Consider the following 18,057-nt stretch of genomic DNA (forward strand, 5'->3'; position numbering starts at 1 on the left):
GGAACGTTTCAATGCCACCATTTGTCTTGGTCGATGGGTCATATTTTTTATTTCGTGCTTATCACGCACTACCACCGCTAACGACGTCAACAGGTTTACAAACCAACGCAATTCGCGGAGCTATTTCTGCTATCCAAAAGTTAATGCGTCGTGTTCAACCTACACACATGGCTGTCATTTTTGACACACCTGAACCAACTTTCCGTCATCAACTTTCCCCAATATATAAAGGGGATCGACCGAGCATGCCTGACGAACTCGCTCAACAAATTCCGTATTTACATAATTTAATACGCGCTTTAGGTATCCCACTCCATGCCATTCCAGGCGCGGAAGCCGATGATATCATCGGTACGCTGGCAAAACGTGCAGAAAAAGAAGGCTATCAAGTCTTGATTTCCACAGGCGATAAAGACATGGCTCAATTGGTCACGGACAAAGTGACACTTGAAGACAGTTTTAAAGACAAGCCCATGGATGTGAATGGCGTTTTTGAAAAGTTTGGTGTTTGGCCGAACCAAATTATTGATTATTTAACCCTCATGGGAGATGCCTCTGACGGCATCATGGGCGTTCCTGGTATCGGGGCAAAGACTGCGGCTAAACTGCTGAATGAATATGGTTCAATAGGCGGAATTCTTGAAAATGTCGATAAAATTAAAGGCAAAGTAGGCCAAAATATTAAAGACAATGCAGATGGTATTGCGCTAGATCATCAGCTAGCAAGTATTGTTTGTGACTTAGACATGAATCTGACCTACGATGATCTTAAACTCCGAGATCCAAATGTTGCAGAGTTACGTCAGCTTTACACCGAACTTGAGTTTAGAAATCAACTTCAGTCTCTAGATCATCCCAACAATCCAAATAGTGCTGCGTATAAACAATCAAGTCAAGTTATCGCAAAACCGAGTACTGCAACATCGAAAATCGAAGACCAAGCGGTTCAAACTAGTGTAGATGATCAGCTTGGCGAGGCAACTTACCATACCGTTTTAACACCAGCGGATTGGGAAAAACTCTTTCAAAGATTGACTACTGAGAAACGCTTTGCTTTCGATACTGAAACCACAAGTTTAGATTATCGTGTTGCAGAGATGGTAGGCTTTTCTGTGGCATTTGATGCCCAAGATGCATATTACGTTCCGCTTGCTCACGACTATGAAGGTGCTCCAGAGCAATTGGATCGCGACGCTATTCTTGCGCAAATCAAACCAATTTTAGAAAACGCTGAGATTGAGAAGATTGGTCATCATTTAAAATATGATGCTCATATTCTCGAAAATCATGGAATTCATTTACAAGGCTGGTACTTTGACACCATGCTTGCCTCGTACGTGCTCAATGCTGTGGCGACGCGCCATGGTATGGATGACGTTGCGCGCGTTTATCTTAGCCACTTAACCACCACTTACGAACAAGTGGCTGGCAAAGGTGCTAAACAAAAAACCTTTAATCAAATTGAAATCGAAACAGCAGCGCATTATGCCGCTGAAGATGCCCATGTAACCTATCGTTTGTATGAGGTATTGGAGCGTAAGCTTAAAGAAATCCCAGAGCTTCTCAATATTCTTCATCAAATCGAAATGCCGACAGCTGCAGTTCTGACGACGATGGAAGAAAATGGAATTCAGCTCGATTTGAGTTTCCTCGATCAATTGGGTCAAGAATTTTCTAATACAATTCTAGAGTTAGAAAATCAGATTATCGAAATCGCGGGTCAACCCTTCAATGTCAGCTCACCTAAGCAGGTGGGTGATATTCTTTTTGATAAGTTAGGTTTAAAAGGTGGTAAGAAAACTTCAACAGGTCAATACAGTACCAGCGAAAGCATTCTTGAGAAAATTGATCACCCTATCGCTGCACTTATTTTAGAATATCGTGGCTTGTCTAAATTAAAAAGTACCTATACTGATGGTTTAATTAAACAAGCCAATAATGAAAGTCATCGTGTTCATACCAGCTACCATCAAGCTTTAACCGCAACTGGACGATTATCTTCTACTGATCCTAATCTTCAGAATATTCCAATTCGTGAAGAGATCGGTCGTCAAATCCGAAAAGCTTTTGTTGCACCTGAAGGTCGGGTTTTACTTGCTGCCGATTACTCACAAATTGAACTACGTCTTATGGCACATTTTTCACAAGATGAGGCTTTAGTTGACGCGTTTAATCACGGCCAAGATGTTCATCGCCGTACTGCAGCAGAAGTATTAAATATTGCTTTGGATGATGTAACCAATGATCAACGTCGCCAAGCAAAGGCTGTCAACTTTGGATTACTTTATGGCATGTCTGAGTTTGGTTTAACACGTCAGTTGGGATTCACACGCGAAGAATCTCAAAATTACATTAAACAATATTTCCATCGCTATCCTGGCATATATGAATATATGCAACGCACACGACAAGTCGCCTTAGAACAAGGCTTTGTTGAAACCATTACAGGGCGACGCTTATACACCCCAGATATCGATGCGCGCAATATGATGATTCGAAAGGCAGCTGAACGCGCTGCAATTAATGCGCCTCTTCAAGGTTCTGCTGCGGAGATTATCAAAATGGCAATGATCGAAGTAGATAAAATTCTCCCTAAAGCTCAGGCCAAATTATTATTGCAAGTTCACGATGAATTAGTGTTTGAGGTAGATGAAGCGATTGCTGACGAGATCTCTATTAAAATCGCAGATGCAATGCAAGGTGTTGTTCAACTCTCTGTGCCACTTGTTGTTGAAGTCGGCAAAGGGAAAAACTGGGGCGAAGCGCACTAATTTCTAAGATTCTTAAATTGTAAAAAAGGACTCAAATGAGTCCTTTTTTATAAAATTGTTAAAATCCGTAATCTAGATTTAACCAATTGATTTCAACATGATTTCAGCAATATAAAGTGTAAAGAATGCAAGAATTGGAGATAGATCAATCATTCCTAAATTTGGCATTACTTTACGGAATGGTGCCAACATCGGTTCAGCTAATTCTTGAATCACTTCAATATATGGTGAACGTGTTTGTGAAAACATCAAAATCCAACTACATATAATGTAAGCAAACAGCAAATATTTAAGAATTGAAATTAATGCCTGCAACATTGAAAGTACTGTTGAACCAATAAAGTACAATGCATCGCCTGTTGGTAAGGCATTTAAATATTTATAGCCAAATACCTTAAGAAAATACAACAACACGATCAGCACTAAAGCTGCTAGATTTACACGCCCCTGTGCCACAGTTGGCAAGATTCGTCCAAACACATCTACAATTTTAGTTGCTTTCACTGTCGATAGCACAACAGGGTTATATGGACTGACTGCCGCTAATTGCATTAAAAAACGGAAAAACACCAATAAAATCGCAACATTAATGATAATGTCAAAAAATAGCGCAGAGTTCGCACCCATACTTCAATTTTCCTAAAATTTAGTTATTTAGAACTATCACTTAATTCCTGAGCGAGCTCCTGACTGCGTTTTTTTGCAGCCGCAAGAGCAGCTTGAATATTCTGTGAAATTTGCGCTCGATCAAAAACTTCCAAGGCCGCTTGAGTTGTACCATTTGGTGATGTCACATTTCTACGCAGTTCAGATGGCGTATTAGAACTGGTGATCGCCATTTGTGCAGCACCGAGAGCTGTTTGTAGCGTTAATGCTGTTGCAGTTTTCTCATCCAAGCCTAAATTTTTCCCAGCACGAATCATACTTTCCATCATATAGAAAAAGTACGCTGGCCCTGACCCCGATACCGCAGTTACTGCATCAATTTGCTCTTCTGAGTTTACCCAAAGTGTTAAGCCTGTTGCAGCTAAAATCTGACTTGCCAATTCACGCTTTGCTTGGTCAACAACGTCATGAGCATATAAACCATGGGCACCTGTTTGAACCAATGCAGGTGTATTAGGCATGACACGAACGATAAACTCCGTCCCCGTTAATGCAGCAATCGTTGCAATTTCAGCTCCTGCTACAATCGAAACAATTAACTTATTCTCAAATTTATCTTTTAACGGTTTAAGAACTTGTGCCAGTACTTGTGGTTTCACCGCCAGAACAACAACATCAGCATTTTGGATCGCGTCTTCATTATTGTCTGTAACTTGAATTTCTTTTTCTTTTAATAACTCTCTCACACGTTCTACAGGATCGGAAACTGTAATACGCGTTGTTGGTAAACCACGACTAATCAACCCTCCAATTAGGGCTTGAGCCATATTACCACCACCAATGAAACAAATATTACAGTTTAACGCAACACTCATGAACGACTCTCAACCTTGATTTTATAGCGATGAAACTAACTTTGGCTGCCAACCACCGACTTCACAATACTCTGATTCAGCCAGCCAAAACCCTTTTGGCGTGAAAACACCAAGCATAACATTATCTAAGCTTAAAATTTGAATAGTATGACGCTTCCATGGAAAAATTTGTGCCTCTTGAATTGCTTTTTTTAATGGCCATTTCCCCACACGTCCATGCAAATGGACTTTTTCCCCACCTTGACGATAATGCAATGTCAAAGGCTGATTTAAAAGTTCTATACGCAGACCATACTCTTCCTGATGGTGGCAGATCTTAAATTGACCCGAAGCTAAATTTACAACTTGCTGGATTTCAAATTTTATTTCTGAATCAGTTGTATTCGATTCTGCTAAGTATTCATCCTTAGCAACTCGATATAAGATGTTTTGGAAACGAACATAATATTGTCCATTCCAATGCAATGCTGCTTGTGCATCAGGTTTCGCCAAAATAACTTCTTCAGTCAACCGCTCTACCATCTCAAATGCAGGACGGTATTGATCCTTACCTTTCATCCAATTGGATAAAAGTTGTCTTCTTCTTGCTAAACTTAATTGATTGAGTTGTCGTAAATCTAGATGATCATCATCGCCACAGAACGCCAAATCTTGCTGTAAAACCTCTTGCAAAATTTCATCCGCATCTTGCATCAGCACACTGGTTCTCACAATCGCCTGTTGCATTTTAGGGAATCGGCTTTGCAAAATATTCCAAAGCTCATGACGACACCAAGCTCGATCATAGTGCGTATCAAAATTGGTTGGGTCATCCACGTAAGGCAATTTGAGTTGCTCTACCCATTGGCAAATCTGCTCACGACTGAGATTCAATAATGGTCGCCAAATAATGATGTTTTCACGTGAATCTAATAATTTCATCGCGGACAACCCCTGTATTCCAGCACCATAGAACAAACGTAATAATACGGTCTCAGCTTGATCCTGCTGATGATGTGCCAGTACTAAAATATCTGTGTCGGATAAATGATGTTTAAAAGCTTGATAACGTGCTGCTCGAGCTTGCTGTTCCAAATTCCCCTCAGCAACTTGAACTGTCTCGAGAACCACAGGGATGTGCGCTGCTATACAAAATTGATGGACGAATTCAGCCCATTCCTGATTTGCAGATTGCAACTGGTGGTTAATATTAATCGCACGGATTTTTTGGGGAATTAATTGAGACATGACATACAGCAACAGCATGGAATCCATGCCGCCACTGCATCCCACTAAGAACGTGTGTTCATCACCAAATTTGGCAATTTGTTTTAAGAAGCTAGACCTGAATTGTCGCTGCCAAACTTCATTAAACGTTGGTAACGTGCTTCGCATCTTGCATTTGCATCCATTGGAACAAGCTCATCAAGTGCAGCTTGTAACACATGTTTTAATTTATCCATGACTACGTCTGGCTGAAGATGAGCACCCTCACCTTCATCTACAACATACTCAACAATACCAAGTTCTTTCAGTTTATCCGCAGTGAGTGCAAGTGCTTCACTCGCTTGCTCAGCTTTTTCAGCAGTTTTCCAAAGAATTGAGGCACAACCTTCAGGTGAAATCACAGAGTAAATACTGTGAGAGAGCATAATCACACGATCTGCAACGCCAATGCCTAATGCGCCGCCAGAACCACCCTCGCCTAGAACAGTCGCGATGACAGGTACTTTTAAACTTGAGAGTTGAGCTAGACTCGTAGCAATTGCTTCTGCTTGTCCACGCTCTTCAGCACCTACACCAGGGTATGCACCCATGGTGTCAATAAATGTGAAAACTGGAAGATTAAAGCGTTCAGCCATATCAAGTAAACGCTGAGACTTGCGATAGCCTTCTGGATTACTCATCCCAAAATTATGCTGTAACTTTTCACGTGTACTACGACCACGATGTTGACCAACCACCATCACAGCCTGACCATTAAAACGTGCTAAACCGCCAACCATTGCACCATCATCACCATATAAACGGTCACCATGAAGTGCATCAAATTCTGTAAAAATTTCGCTCACATAATCTAAAAATTGTGGGCGATCTGGATGACGCGCAATTTGAACCGTTTTCCATGCTTTAGATTGAGCAGCTTTATTTTTCATAAGTCGATGAATATCCCTAAATTAACTATGACGTAGTTAACTAATAAAATTCGCTTATCAGCTTCTGTTAGCCAATAAATTGTTCCGACTGAATATTCAAAACGATATCCCAATGTTTAAATTGCACCTGCTCATCATGCAGCTCTGCAACCAACAAAGGCCATTGTTTTGCATCACCAGAAACTTTCAGTTGCCATTGTTGCTCATCTAATATCTTTAATTCAATGGCAGGAAGCATCTCATCGCTTCGGCTGTGATTCAGCAAAATTGCGAGACGAAGGAGCAAACATAGATAGACAAGTTTAATTCCACCGACTTTCGTCACATCATTTTTTGCTTCAGCACGCAATTTACGGCGATGATGAGCGACCAAATGTGACAAATGATTTTGATCAATTTGTGAAAAACCAGCAATGTCAGAATGCTGAAGCAAATATGCGCCATGACGGTGATAACCACTATGACTAATGGCTAAACCTATTTCATGAAGATAAGCTGCTCGACGTAGCAAATCACTATCGTCATTATTTAGACCAAGCGTTCCTGCCACGCTATCAAATAAATGTTGAGCCGTTTCAACAACACGTTCTGCTTGTTTTTGATCAGCACCATAACGCCCCATCAAGGCTTGTACGCTACGATCTCGAATATCTTCATGCTGGAAACGCCCGAGTAAATCATACATTACACCTTCTCGTAAGGCGCCATCTGAATAGACCAGCTTATCAACTTGAAGAACTTCAAATACAGCGTATAAAATCGCAATACCCGCAGGTAGGACTGCACGACGATCTTCCTTAAGCCCCTCAAATTCCATGTCTGAAATATGTTTATATTTGAGTAATTTATCTTTAAGTTTTTCCAAGCCTTCACGAGTCAAGTTTTCCTGATCATCGCTCCAGCCCATATTTACCGCAATTTGACGACAGGCTTTAATGGTTCCACTTGAACCGACAACAGTATCCCATCCTGCCGCACGATAAGTTGTCGCGATACCCGAGATTTCTTTGCGTGCAGCAGTCACCGCACGATCGAAAGCTTTTGGATTAATATCGCCCTCTGCAAAATAGGCCTTTGTAAATGCAACGCATCCCATTTGCACGGATTCAGTATGAATCGGCTCAAACTCTTCACCAATGATTAACTCAGTCGAGCCACCACCAATATCAATCACCAAACGGCGACCGCTGTTCGCCATAGTATGTGATACACCTAAATAAATTAAACGTGCTTCTTCACGACCAGCAATAATTTCAATAGGTTTAGGCAGAATTTCAGCTGCTTTTTGAATGAATTCATGCCCATTTTTAGCTTGGCGCAACGCATTGGTGGCCACAATTCTTAAGCGATTGGATTGGACTGAACTTAGGCGCCCTACAAATCGAGCTAAGCATGCTAAACCACGTTGTTGAGCAGCTTCTGTCAAATTTTTATTTTCATCTAAACCTGCGGCCAATTGGACCTTTTCAGACATAGATGCGACTTTTTTTACCTCACCATGATCAACTCGAGCAATCGCCAAGTGGAAGCTGTTTGAGCCCATATCAATGGCTGCAAGGAGTTCTTCATCAATCAAAAAATCAGACATTGTTGCGCTAAGTTCAACCAGAATTGTGCCTAGATTAATTCACATAACTGTAATTTAAAAGCCATTTATTTAGTCAATTTATCGACTATTTAAAAAATCATCATATATGACAATTGTGTTACACCGATCATGGAAATCGTGAGCATCAATTAGACATTTACAGAATTTAGTCCGAAAATAAACCCTATCCCCTACTTTGTTAAAGTGGTCTATGTAATACTTATATACATAGATAGACCGTTTTCAAAAAATTATTCGGAGCAAATTCCATGTCTGCTAATATCGTTAATACAACTGATGCTAATTTTGAAGCTGACGTTTTAAATTCTGACACGCCAGTTCTTGTTGATTTTTGGGCAGGCTGGTGTGCGCCATGTAAAGCTATTGCTCCTGTACTTGAAGTTTTAGCAACTGAATACGAAGGTAAAGTTAAAATCGTAAAAGTTGACGTAACTTCATGCGAACAAACTGCTGTAAATTACAATATTCGTAATATCCCAGCTTTATTGATGTTTAAAAATGGTGAAGTTGTTGCTCAACAAGTTGGTGCAGCTCCTAAATCTAAACTTGCAGCTTTTATTGAAGAAAATATCTAATTCTTTCAATTTTAATTGCTTTGAAAGCGTCAAATTTTTGGCGCTTTTTTTGACGGTAAAATTGACAAAGAGCCATATCTCACTTATATTGCATGATCAAGAAACACTTGGACAATTTCTCCTCGTTTCTTACAATACACAAAACATAAGATCGCCGCTCGGCTAAAGAAATTGTTTACACATTTCTCCTCGAAAGAACTTACTAGATTCTGAGTTTGTTATTGTGCAAATCAATTGCTGCTCTTTTCTTGCACTGCGGATGTCTTTTGCTTCTATTCTATCTGTGTTCCACACTTCCTTTTAATTCAATCGACCATTTATGAACTTAACTGAACTCAAGAAAAAACCGATAGGCGAACTCATCAAAATTGCTGAGTTCATGGGCCTTGAAGGAATGGCACGTAACCGTAAGCAAGACATTATTTTTGCCATTTTGAAACGCCATGCTATGAATGGTGAAGAAATTTTCGGCGATGGTGTTCTTGAAATTCTCTCTGATGGTTTCGGTTTTTTACGTTCTGCAGCAGGGTCTTACCTTGCGGGTCCAGATGACATTTATGTCAGCCCTTCTCAAATTCGCCGCTTCAATTTGCGCACTGGGGATACGATTACAGGTACGATTCGTCCACCAAAAGAAGGCGAACGTTATTTTGCACTTTTAAAAGTGAATCAAATTAACTACGACACGCCAGAAAACTCTCGCAATAAGATTCTTTTCGAAAACTTAACGCCTTTATTCCCAACTGAACAATTAGTGATGGAGTTAGGAAATGGTTCGACTGAAGATTTAACTGCGCGTGTTGTCGATTTAGTTGCTCCAATTGGTAAAGGTCAACGTTCAATTATTGTTGCACCACCTAAAGCTGGTAAGACAATGTTGATCCAAAACATTGCTCAATCTATTGTTCGTAATAATCCTGAATGCTTCCTAATCGTTCTTCTCATTGATGAGCGCCCAGAAGAAGTAACAGAAATGGAACGTACCGTTCGTGGTGAAGTTGTTGCTTCAACATTTGACGAATCACCTGCACGTCACGTTCAAGTCGCTGAAATGGTGATTGAAAAAGCGAAACGTTTAGTAGAACACAAAAAAGACGTTGTTATTTTGCTTGACTCAATTACACGTTTAGCACGTGCATATAACACGGTTATTCCATCATCAGGTAAAGTTTTAACTGGTGGTGTTGATGCCCACGCTTTAGAACGTCCAAAACGTTTCTTCGGTGCTGCACGTAATATCGAAGAAGGTGGTTCACTTACGATCATTTCTACTGCTTTGATTGAAACTGGCAGTAAAATGGATGAAGTCATCTACGAAGAATTCAAAGGTACAGGTAACCAAGAAATTACGCTTGATCGCCGTATTGCTGAGAAACGTGTATTCCCTGCGATGAATATCAAGAAATCTGGTACACGTCGTGAAGAACGTCTCATGGATGAAGATAAACTACGTAAGGTTTGGATTTTACGTAAGCTTCTCCATCCTATGGACGAACTTGCTGCGATGGAATTCTTACTTGATCGCATGAAGGAAACCAAGACCAATGATGATTTCTTCGATCAAATGAAACGCAAAGCTGCCAACTAATACGCAAAAGGCCATCATTTATTGATGGCCTTTTATTTGGGTTGACACCATTTACATAAATACACAATACTAACTTTTGAATGTAACTTTTCTTGCAAGTATGTGATTTTTATCATCTTGTATTTTAATTCCCTTTATTTTTTAAGTATTTACTTAGTATTTCTCCAATTCAAAATGCAAAAATGATTGTAATTTTCTGTTAAAAATAGGGTCAAATTTCTCATTTTTTAAGCATTTTTTCATTTCGCCTAGTAGTAATTCAAAATACTCAGTGATAGCATGTCGGCATACCAGTTAGGCTGCTCCATGCGTTATTAACCTTACTAACGTTAGGAATAATAAAAGCACACAACAGACTAACCGGGTTTTTTGTCTCAATTTATTTTAATGAGAGTGATGCCATGTTATTCAAAAAAATTGCTATTGCTGCTGCCGTTGCTACTACTTTAGCTTTCGTTGGTTGTGCTAAAAAAACTGAAGAAGCTGCTGCTGATGCAAACGCTGCTGCATCTGAAGCTGTAGAAGCTGCTTCTGAAGCTGTTGTAGCTGCTGACGCTGCTGCTGTTGAAGCTTCTTCTGAAGTTGCTGCTCAAGCTGACGCTGCTGCTGCTGAAGCTACTGATGCTGCTGCTGAAGCTACTGACGCTGCTGCTGACGCTACTGCTGCTGCTTCTGCTGCTCAATAATCTAAAGTTTAGATTATTCGAAAAAAAGAGAACCTTTGGTTCTCTTTTTTTATGCGCTGAATTTTATGAATACGCATAAAGTTAAGAGCATAAAAAAAACCTGAGCTGAGCTCAGGTTTTTTTTAATGTTATTTGATCAAGCGATTAATCGACTTGCTCTGTCCCTACACGCTGTCTAAACTTTTGACCAGCACGGAAGGTCACTACACGGCGTGCAGAAATAGGAATCTCCTCACCTGTTTTTGGATTACGCCCTGGACGCTGACGCTTGTCACGCAGTTCGAAATTACCAAAACCCGATAATTTGACATGTTCACCTGCAATTAATGCCTGGCTAATTTCATCAAAAAACAACTCAACCATTTGTTTAGCTTCACGACGATTTAAACTCGTCAGCTCACTCAAATGATCAGCCATTTCTGCTTTTGTTAATGCTGTCATGAGGCCCTCAATGTCGCTTGGTAAGTGTTTTCTAACACTTGTAAAATATTATCCATACCAGATTTAATTTCAGCATCCTCAAGCGTGCGACTCGGATGCTGCCATAAAAGTGCAAACGCCAATGAACGTTTACCCTCTTCTACACCTTGACCCGTATACACATCGAATAACCAAGAAGAATCAAGTAACTCTCCTCCAGTTTTTTCGATAAGTTGCTGAATTTCACTAACATTAATCTTATCACTAATTAAAACTGCAATATCACGTCTCACTGAAGGAAATCGTGATAATTCTGTAAAATTAGATACATAAGTTTGCAAAACAGACGATTGATCGAGTTCTGCTACCCATGTCGTTGCGAGATCAAGCTCATCTTCAAGCGATGGATGTAAACGACCAATATAACCAATCGATTGTCCGTCCACTAAAATTTCAGCAGATTGACCTGGATGCAACCATGAACGCTCTGAACGCACATATTCTACTTGAACTCGTCCAGCCGCCAATACAGCCTCAATTTCACCTTTAAAATCGAAGAAATCCATTGGCTGAGGTTTAGCATGCCAAGATTCCTGATTCTTCGCACCTGTTGCCACAATCGCTAGTGTAGGTATTTGCTTAAGATCATGAATACTGGTTGCTTCTTGATAATCAAAACGCAAGCCAAGTTCAAAGAAGCGCACACGACTTTGTTGACGATTAACGTTGTATTGGACACAAGGAATTAAGCTTGAAAGTAAAGTCGAACGCATTACCGCCAAATCACTTGAAATTGGATTTGCCAATGCCAAAGGATTTACACTTGGATTTAACTGTTTTTCAAGTTTTAGATCAGCAAAACTAAAGCTGATTGCCTCTTGATAACCAAGTGCAACCAAAGTTTGACGTAATTGTGCAACTTCAAATTGATCTTGGTATTTTGCAAGTTTCACATCAATCACAGGCAAGCTGATTTGAATGTTGTCATAACCATGAATACGCGCAACCTCTTCAATTAAGTCTTGGTAGATTGCCATATCATAACGATGTGATGGCGGTACGACAGACCATTGACCTTGTGCTTTAATTGTTACCTGACAACCTAGACGTGTTAACGCATCAGTAATAAAGTCAGAGTCAACTTTATAACCAAGAAGTTGATCAACTTGCGCCTGCTCAAGCTCGATTGCTTCGCGTGTTGGCAATACTGTTGGATTTTCTGCTACCGTAATTGGACCAAATTCACCACCTGCAAGCTCAGAAATCAACTGAGATGCACGGTGCATTGCGATCATTGGAAGTTCGAAATCCACTCCACGCTCATAACGCTGAGACGCATCTGTATGTAAACCGAAGCTACGCGCACGACCCGCAATATGAAGTGGCGCAAAGAATGCTGATTCAAGGAAGATTTCAGTCGTTGTGTCTGTCACCGATGAAGACAAGCCACCCATGATGCCCGCAATTGCTAATGCTTTTTCGTCATCTGCAATCACCATCACGTTGTCTTGCATTTCAACTTCTTGCTCATTCAATAGAACAAGTTTTTCACCTGCAGTTGCTTGGCGAACGTGTACCGCACCTTGAACTTTACCACCATCAAATGCGTGAAGCGGTTGACCCAACTCCATTAATACATAGTTGGTAATATCAACCAAGATACTGTGCTGACGGATACCAGAACGAGCCAGTGCACGCTCCATCCATTCAGGAGTTGGCGCTTTGGTGTTGACGTTTTTGATCACACGACCTAAGTAACGTGGGCAACCTTCAGTAGATACAACGACCTTCTTTTCATCAGCAATCGTTGCAGCCACTTCTTTAATTTCAGGCGCAGTCACAGGAAGTTGGTTAATCACACCAATTTCACGTGCAATTCCACGGATACTGAAACAGTCACCACGGTTTGGTGTGATACTAATATCAATCACGTTGTCATCAAGGTCTAGATATTCACGTACGTTTACACCGACTGGCGCGTCTGCAGGAAGCTCGAGTAGACCGTCGATTTTATCTTCTAAATCAATTTCAGATGCACCGCACAGCATACCTTGTGATTCAACACCACGAAGCTTACCTTTTTTGATTTTAAAATCACCTGGCAATACTGCACCGATGGTTGCTACGGGTGCTTTCATTCCTGCACGTACATTAGGTGCACCACAGACGATTTGTAATGGTTCACCCGAACCAATGTTGACAGTCGTTACACGTAAACGATCTGCATCTGGGTGCTGTTCTACCGTAAGTACTTCACCTACAACCACACCTGTAAATGGTTTTGCAGCAGGAGATAAATCATCTACCTCAAGACCCAACATGGTCAGTTGGTCAGATAAAGTATCGCTATCGATGGCTGGGTTAACCCATGTGCGTAGCCAATTTTCGCTAATTTTCATTGATATAAAACCTGTAATTCAAATCTCTAGAATCCTCCCTCTAACCCCCTTTGCTAAGAGAGAACCCCAAATGATTCTGTGGAGTTCCTCTAGTTAGGAGAGGATTTAATAAAAAGTTTTAAGCAAACTGGCGTAAGAAACGCACATCATTTTGGTAGAACATACGCAAGTCGTTTATGCCATAACGAAGCATTGCAAAACGTTCAACACCTAAACCAAATGCAAAGCCTTTGTACTTATCTGGATCAATACCCGCTGAACGAAGAACATTTGGATGTACCATGCCACAACCTAATACTTCTAACCATTTTCCTCGCTCATCCATGATGTCGACTTCAGCACTTGGTTCTGTGAATGGGAAGTAAGATGGGCGGAAACGTACTTTCAAGTCTTTTTCAAAGAACTCATTCAGCAAATTAACCAATAATCCTTTTAACTCAGCAAAGCTCGTATTTTCTGCAACGTACAAACCTTCAATCTGGTGGAACATCGGAGAATGTGTTTGGTCTGAGTCACAGCGATACACACGACCTGGACATACAATACGAATTGGTGGTTGCTGTGTTTCCATCGTACGAATCTGTACACCAGAGGTATGCGTACGAAGCAAATGGTTTACATCGAAGTAAAAGGTATCGTGCATTGCACGCGCAGGGTGATGACCCGGAATATTTAATGCCTCAAAGTTGTGATAGTCATCTTCAACCTCTGGACCAGTCGCAACAGAAAAACCTGCTTTCGTGAAGAATTGACAAATACGCTCTTGTACTTGGGTCACTGGGTGGATACTACCCACCTGTTGACCACGACCAGGCAACGTGATGTCGATCTGTTCACTTGCTAATTTTTGTTCTAGTGCAGCTTTTTGTAATGCAGTTTGACGCTCAGTTAATGCGCCATTAATCGCTTCTCGAACTGAATGAATCTGCGCACCAAAGACCTTACGCTCTTCCGGATCCATTTTACCCAGTGCTTTCGATTGTTCAGCAAGCTGGCTTTTCTTACCCGTAAATTGCACTCGAACCTGATCGAGTGTTGCAAGGTCTTGAGCTGCTGCAATGGCAGCGAGCGCTTCAGTGGTCAGGGCTTCCAGTGACATAGTAACTCTCAAAGCAACAAATATAAAAAATAATATAACTGCGCATTCTAACAGCTTTTATAGCTCCGTATGAAGATCAGCAAGTGTTAAAATTGGATGTGGAATTAAATTGGAAATTACATTTATAAAAAGTTTAAGATATGCGCAATGATCATTGAGAAAATATGTCATGGCATTAGATCAAATTTGGAAACAACAGCTCACACTCGTGACTTATGGCAATGAGTTTTTAAGTCAGGATTTAAGTTTTCAACACTGGAAAAATCATGCGATTTTTAATCAGCACCATTTCCTTTTTCGAGATTTAAATACACAACACTTATTGGCACAACACTTCCAAGTTTGGTTAGAAAGCTTAAAACGTCAGGGTGTCACACGCTTAAGCCTACATAACTCAAGTTTATTAATCGATGAAAAAAATCCCAATCCAAATGTTGAACTTTTACCATATCCCCATTTCATTGTCAGTCATCACCGTAATGTAAAAACAGCATGGATCTGTGGTAAAGAACTTGCCGAATGGTATAGCTCTGAACAAGACTTCGACATACCAAACAATCAAACACTCCCTGCACGAATTGAAACATTTTGGCGTTTTGATCTATCCACCCAGCATATCAAACGTGTTGAGGCAGATCTTCAAGCACCTAATTGGAATGATATTCACGACTACACAGAGAATGAGCTGTTCGATCGCGCATTAGCACAAGGTGTGCAATCCGTTGAGCGTGGCGCAATCTTTTATGGTACTGACGATCAATCGCCCTGCAACATTGGAGTTGCCTTACCATTACTGCCACAAGATTATGCAGCACCTTATGCCAATGAAACCTTAGTCCGCTTCATGCATCTAGAACAACATTTAAATATTCAAAAACGAAAGCTTTTGGAGCAAGATCATCAAGAATCTATTGAGGAAGAAAAACAACTGAAGGTATTTCAACAAAAGTTAGATGACCTGAGTGCAAAATTCATTACTAAAGTAGCAAATCATTATAAAACTGCTCATTTAAAAAGCCCCGAAATTCATTCCCCTTTGGATGAAGCCTCAACACATACTCAACATGGAAAACGATTTTTCAACAATGATTCCAGTTCTCACCAACCCACACCTAAAACAGGTAAATCAAATGTGTTTGCCCTCATTTTAGTCACTGCAATAATCTGTTTCTGCGCTTACTATTTTGGACTGTGATGTTTTAAAAATTCATCTAATTGTTCAGTTTTATGAAAATGTAGCCACTTTATATGATGATATTGAGTGGCATTCATCATCTGCAAATATTTAAATCTATTTTTCCCATGTGTTTGGACTACCCACAATATTAGTGAATCTTTACTTAACAATTTAGCCCAATGTTCTCTATTGTTAGAATTTTTCCATATTTTCTTTTGGCTAATCACACGGTATAGCGACCTCTTAATCACACGATAAAGATTTACGCGTAGTGAAAAATCCAACCAAATCACAGTGTCGATCTCACTTAAGATTAAATTTTGAATCAGGGAATAATTACCATCAATTACGAAGCCCTTATTCATAGACCTAACATGATTTATAAATTTTTCTTGAAATTGTATTGAAGATGACTCAGTCCAGTTATCCAACCAAAAGAGATTATCAAGTTCAATATGATCGACTTGCAGTTGAGCAGCCAACTTACGTGCAAAGGTTGTTTTCCCAGATGCTGCTGTACCGACGACCATAATTTTATTCATACTAATCTCTTGGCTTTATTTGGTCGTAAACAATGAAAATAAAAAAGACCGCTAAAAAGCGGTCTTTTTCTCATCTACGATGATTAAGCAGCTAATGCGCCTTTAGCTTTTTCAGCTAAAGCAGCAAATGCAACTGCGTCATGCATAGCGATGTCAGCAAGTACGCGACGGTCGATGATCACTTGAGCTTTTTTCAAGCCATCGATCATACGGCTGTACGACAAACCATTTTGACGTGCACCAGCATTGATACGCGCAATCCATAAAGCACGGAATTGACGTTTCTTTTGACGACGGTCACGGTAAGCATATTGACCTGCTTTGATTACCGCTTGGAACGCTACGCGGTAAACGCGTGAACGAGCACCATAGTAACCTTTAGCGCGAGCAAGAATTTTTTTGTGACGGCGATGAGCCTGTACACCACGTTTTACACGAGCCATTTATAATCTCCTTAGATGTACGGGCACATACGACGAACTGAAGCAACGTCACTTACGTGAACCATTACACAGCCGCGCAATTGACGAATACGCTTAGCAGATTTTTTGGTCAAAATGTGGCGTTTGAACGCTTGTTTACGCTTAAAACCGTTAGCAGTCGCTTTGAAGCGTTTTGCTGCACCACGGCGAGTTTTCATCTTAGGCATAACAACCTCTTTTGAACACCTGTTCGGCTCGTTTGCACCATTACAATACGACCTGCAGGTAAGGGAGCGAGTATTCTATAGCATCTTTGCGCAAAACAAAAGCACCGTTAATCTTGATTCAGACAAATTAATCTTGATGAGTTTTACTCTACGAAAATTTAAAACAAACCAAGATACACCCAGTAGATAAATAGATATCGACCTGTTTTCGCTATACCCACCACGAAGATAAATTTCCAAAATTTTTCTTTCAAGATTCCTGCAATTAAGGTGATTGGATCACCAATGATAGGGACCCAACTTAAAAGAAGTGACCATGTACCATACTGCTGATAAGCCCGTTGAGCACGAATCATTTGATCTGACTTAAATGGAAACCACTTTTTGGTTTTAAACTGCTCTATTTTTAAGCCCAACCACCAATTAACGCATGAACCCATCACATTCGCTACACTTGCAACAAAAATAAGCATCCACGGCGAAAATTGTTTTAGAGCAAATGACCCCAACAATATTGCTTCGGACTGTAAGGGCAATAAAGTGGCGGCTCCAAAGGCACTTAAGAACAATAAAATCAGATTCATTTACTGGACTTATTCACCGCTAGAAGTTTCTGAGTTTTACGATATTCTTTTATCGACCAAGCAATTGCTAACACTACTATGATGGCACGTAGCACCGTATATTTATTCGTTGTCGCTGGAATCACCTGTTTTAATTGGTCCCTAGAATCTGGTTCGATTGCTGCAATGATATTTTGCACATGAAATATTTCGACGATATAAGAAGCAACACAGAGTAAAATACCAGCAATAATTGCCCAGTATACTTTTGAATTAGATTCAACAATTTTGCTAAAATTTAAAAAAAAATCCTTCATGGCAGTTCTCCATAAAAAAACCACCGAATGGTGGTTTAGATATGTA

At 40.3% G+C, this 18,057-nt stretch carries 18 protein-coding genes; 5 read left to right on the plus strand and 13 right to left on the minus strand.

The annotated features are described in order from the left end of the window. The first annotated feature begins 11 nt into the window (after nucleotides 1-11). Nucleotides 12-2,771, plus strand: a complete 2,760-nt coding sequence (gene polA, locus AC1M83_RS07215) for a DNA polymerase I (protein WP_481590341.1) — start codon at nucleotides 12-14, stop codon at nucleotides 2,769-2,771. A gap of 78 nt (nucleotides 2,772-2,849) precedes the next feature. Here the strand turns inward: polA and AC1M83_RS07220 are convergent, their stop codons facing one another. From AC1M83_RS07220 to ppx, 5 genes are all read right to left on the minus strand, one after another. Further along, nucleotides 2,850-3,398 carry a YggT family protein gene (locus AC1M83_RS07220; RefSeq protein WP_092768361.1) on the minus strand — a complete coding sequence of 183 codons (549 nt, stop codon included), beginning with the start codon at nucleotides 3,396-3,398 and terminating at the stop codon, nucleotides 2,850-2,852. A gap of 23 nt (nucleotides 3,399-3,421) precedes the next feature. Then, entirely contained in the window at nucleotides 3,422-4,252 is an 831-nt protein-coding gene (proC, locus tag AC1M83_RS07225; RefSeq protein ID WP_035268555.1) for a pyrroline-5-carboxylate reductase, read from the minus strand. Nucleotides 4,253-4,273: 21 nt separating this feature from the next. Continuing rightward, nucleotides 4,274-5,626, minus strand: a complete 1,353-nt coding sequence (gene tilS / locus AC1M83_RS07230; protein ID WP_481590342.1) for a tRNA lysidine(34) synthetase TilS — start codon at nucleotides 5,624-5,626, stop codon at nucleotides 4,274-4,276. After that, nucleotides 5,563-6,387 carry an acetyl-CoA carboxylase carboxyltransferase subunit alpha gene (locus AC1M83_RS07235; protein ID WP_035268558.1) on the minus strand — a complete coding sequence of 275 codons (825 nt, stop codon included), beginning with the start codon at nucleotides 6,385-6,387 and terminating at the stop codon, nucleotides 5,563-5,565. The genes tilS and AC1M83_RS07235 overlap by 64 nt, the downstream gene beginning before the upstream one ends. Before the next feature lie 67 nt (nucleotides 6,388-6,454). Beyond that, the gene (gene ppx / locus AC1M83_RS07240; RefSeq protein ID WP_481590343.1) at nucleotides 6,455-7,975 is read right to left on the minus strand and encodes an exopolyphosphatase; all 1,521 of its coding nucleotides are present in this window, start codon (nucleotides 7,973-7,975) and stop codon (nucleotides 6,455-6,457) included. Between the two features lie 269 nt (nucleotides 7,976-8,244). On the opposite strand from ppx, the gene trxA reads away from it, so the two are divergent. The 3 genes from trxA to AC1M83_RS07255 all read left to right on the plus strand — a co-directional run bounded on the left by trxA (nucleotide 8,245) and on the right by AC1M83_RS07255 (nucleotide 10,845). Continuing rightward, the gene (gene trxA, locus AC1M83_RS07245) at nucleotides 8,245-8,571 is read left to right on the plus strand and encodes a thioredoxin (RefSeq protein ID WP_035268564.1); all 327 of its coding nucleotides are present in this window, start codon (nucleotides 8,245-8,247) and stop codon (nucleotides 8,569-8,571) included. A gap of 319 nt (nucleotides 8,572-8,890) precedes the next feature. Then, nucleotides 8,891-10,159 carry a transcription termination factor Rho gene (gene rho, locus AC1M83_RS07250; protein WP_035268567.1) on the plus strand — a complete coding sequence of 423 codons (1,269 nt, stop codon included), beginning with the start codon at nucleotides 8,891-8,893 and terminating at the stop codon, nucleotides 10,157-10,159. A 401-nt stretch (nucleotides 10,160-10,560) separates the two neighbouring features. Further along, complete coding sequence (locus tag AC1M83_RS07255) at nucleotides 10,561-10,845, plus strand: hypothetical protein (RefSeq protein ID WP_035268570.1); 285 nt, start codon at nucleotides 10,561-10,563, stop codon at nucleotides 10,843-10,845. 144 nt (nucleotides 10,846-10,989) lie between these two features. On the opposite strand, the gene AC1M83_RS07260 is transcribed toward AC1M83_RS07255, so the two are convergent. The 3 genes from AC1M83_RS07260 to pheS form a co-directional block, all read right to left on the minus strand. Next, nucleotides 10,990-11,286 (minus strand): integration host factor subunit alpha, encoded by a 297-nt coding sequence (locus AC1M83_RS07260; protein WP_035265376.1) that lies wholly within the window; start codon nucleotides 11,284-11,286, stop codon nucleotides 10,990-10,992. Beyond that, on the minus strand, nucleotides 11,283-13,664 hold the full coding sequence (gene pheT, locus AC1M83_RS07265; RefSeq protein ID WP_481590344.1) for a phenylalanine--tRNA ligase subunit beta: 2,382 nt from the start codon (nucleotides 13,662-13,664) through the stop codon (nucleotides 11,283-11,285). Before pheT ends, AC1M83_RS07260 begins: the two co-directional genes overlap by 4 nt. Before the next feature lie 118 nt (nucleotides 13,665-13,782). Then, complete coding sequence (gene pheS, locus AC1M83_RS07270) at nucleotides 13,783-14,763, minus strand: phenylalanine--tRNA ligase subunit alpha (RefSeq protein ID WP_035265373.1); 981 nt, start codon at nucleotides 14,761-14,763, stop codon at nucleotides 13,783-13,785. A gap of 169 nt (nucleotides 14,764-14,932) precedes the next feature. On the opposite strand from pheS, the gene AC1M83_RS07275 reads away from it, so the two are divergent. Beyond that, nucleotides 14,933-15,958: a hypothetical protein gene (locus tag AC1M83_RS07275; protein ID WP_481590345.1), complete on the plus strand. Its 1,026-nt coding sequence runs from the start codon at nucleotides 14,933-14,935 to the stop codon at nucleotides 15,956-15,958. Here AC1M83_RS07275 and AC1M83_RS07280 read toward each other — a convergent pair. From AC1M83_RS07280 to AC1M83_RS07300, 5 genes are all read right to left on the minus strand, one after another. Continuing rightward, nucleotides 15,943-16,482 (minus strand): P-loop NTPase family protein, encoded by a 540-nt coding sequence (locus AC1M83_RS07280; protein WP_481590346.1) that lies wholly within the window; start codon nucleotides 16,480-16,482, stop codon nucleotides 15,943-15,945. The genes AC1M83_RS07275 and AC1M83_RS07280 overlap by 16 nt on opposite strands. Nucleotides 16,483-16,565: 83 nt before the next feature. After that, the gene (rplT, locus tag AC1M83_RS07285) at nucleotides 16,566-16,925 is read right to left on the minus strand and encodes a 50S ribosomal protein L20 (RefSeq protein ID WP_004867327.1); all 360 of its coding nucleotides are present in this window, start codon (nucleotides 16,923-16,925) and stop codon (nucleotides 16,566-16,568) included. 11 nt (nucleotides 16,926-16,936) lie between these two features. Then, nucleotides 16,937-17,131, minus strand: coding sequence for a 50S ribosomal protein L35 (gene rpmI, locus AC1M83_RS07290; protein ID WP_004278281.1), 195 nt, complete (start codon nucleotides 17,129-17,131; stop codon nucleotides 16,937-16,939). A gap of 158 nt (nucleotides 17,132-17,289) precedes the next feature. Further along, a complete protein-coding gene (locus AC1M83_RS07295) occupies nucleotides 17,290-17,715 on the minus strand; it encodes a YqaA family protein (RefSeq protein WP_035265367.1) in 426 nt (141 codons plus the stop codon). After that, complete coding sequence (locus AC1M83_RS07300; protein ID WP_481590347.1) at nucleotides 17,712-18,011, minus strand: hypothetical protein; 300 nt, start codon at nucleotides 18,009-18,011, stop codon at nucleotides 17,712-17,714. The genes AC1M83_RS07295 and AC1M83_RS07300 overlap by 4 nt, the downstream gene beginning before the upstream one ends. Between the last annotated feature and the right edge of the window lie 46 nt (nucleotides 18,012-18,057).

Source organism: Acinetobacter sp. 25-47-130, from assembly GCF_056779705.1.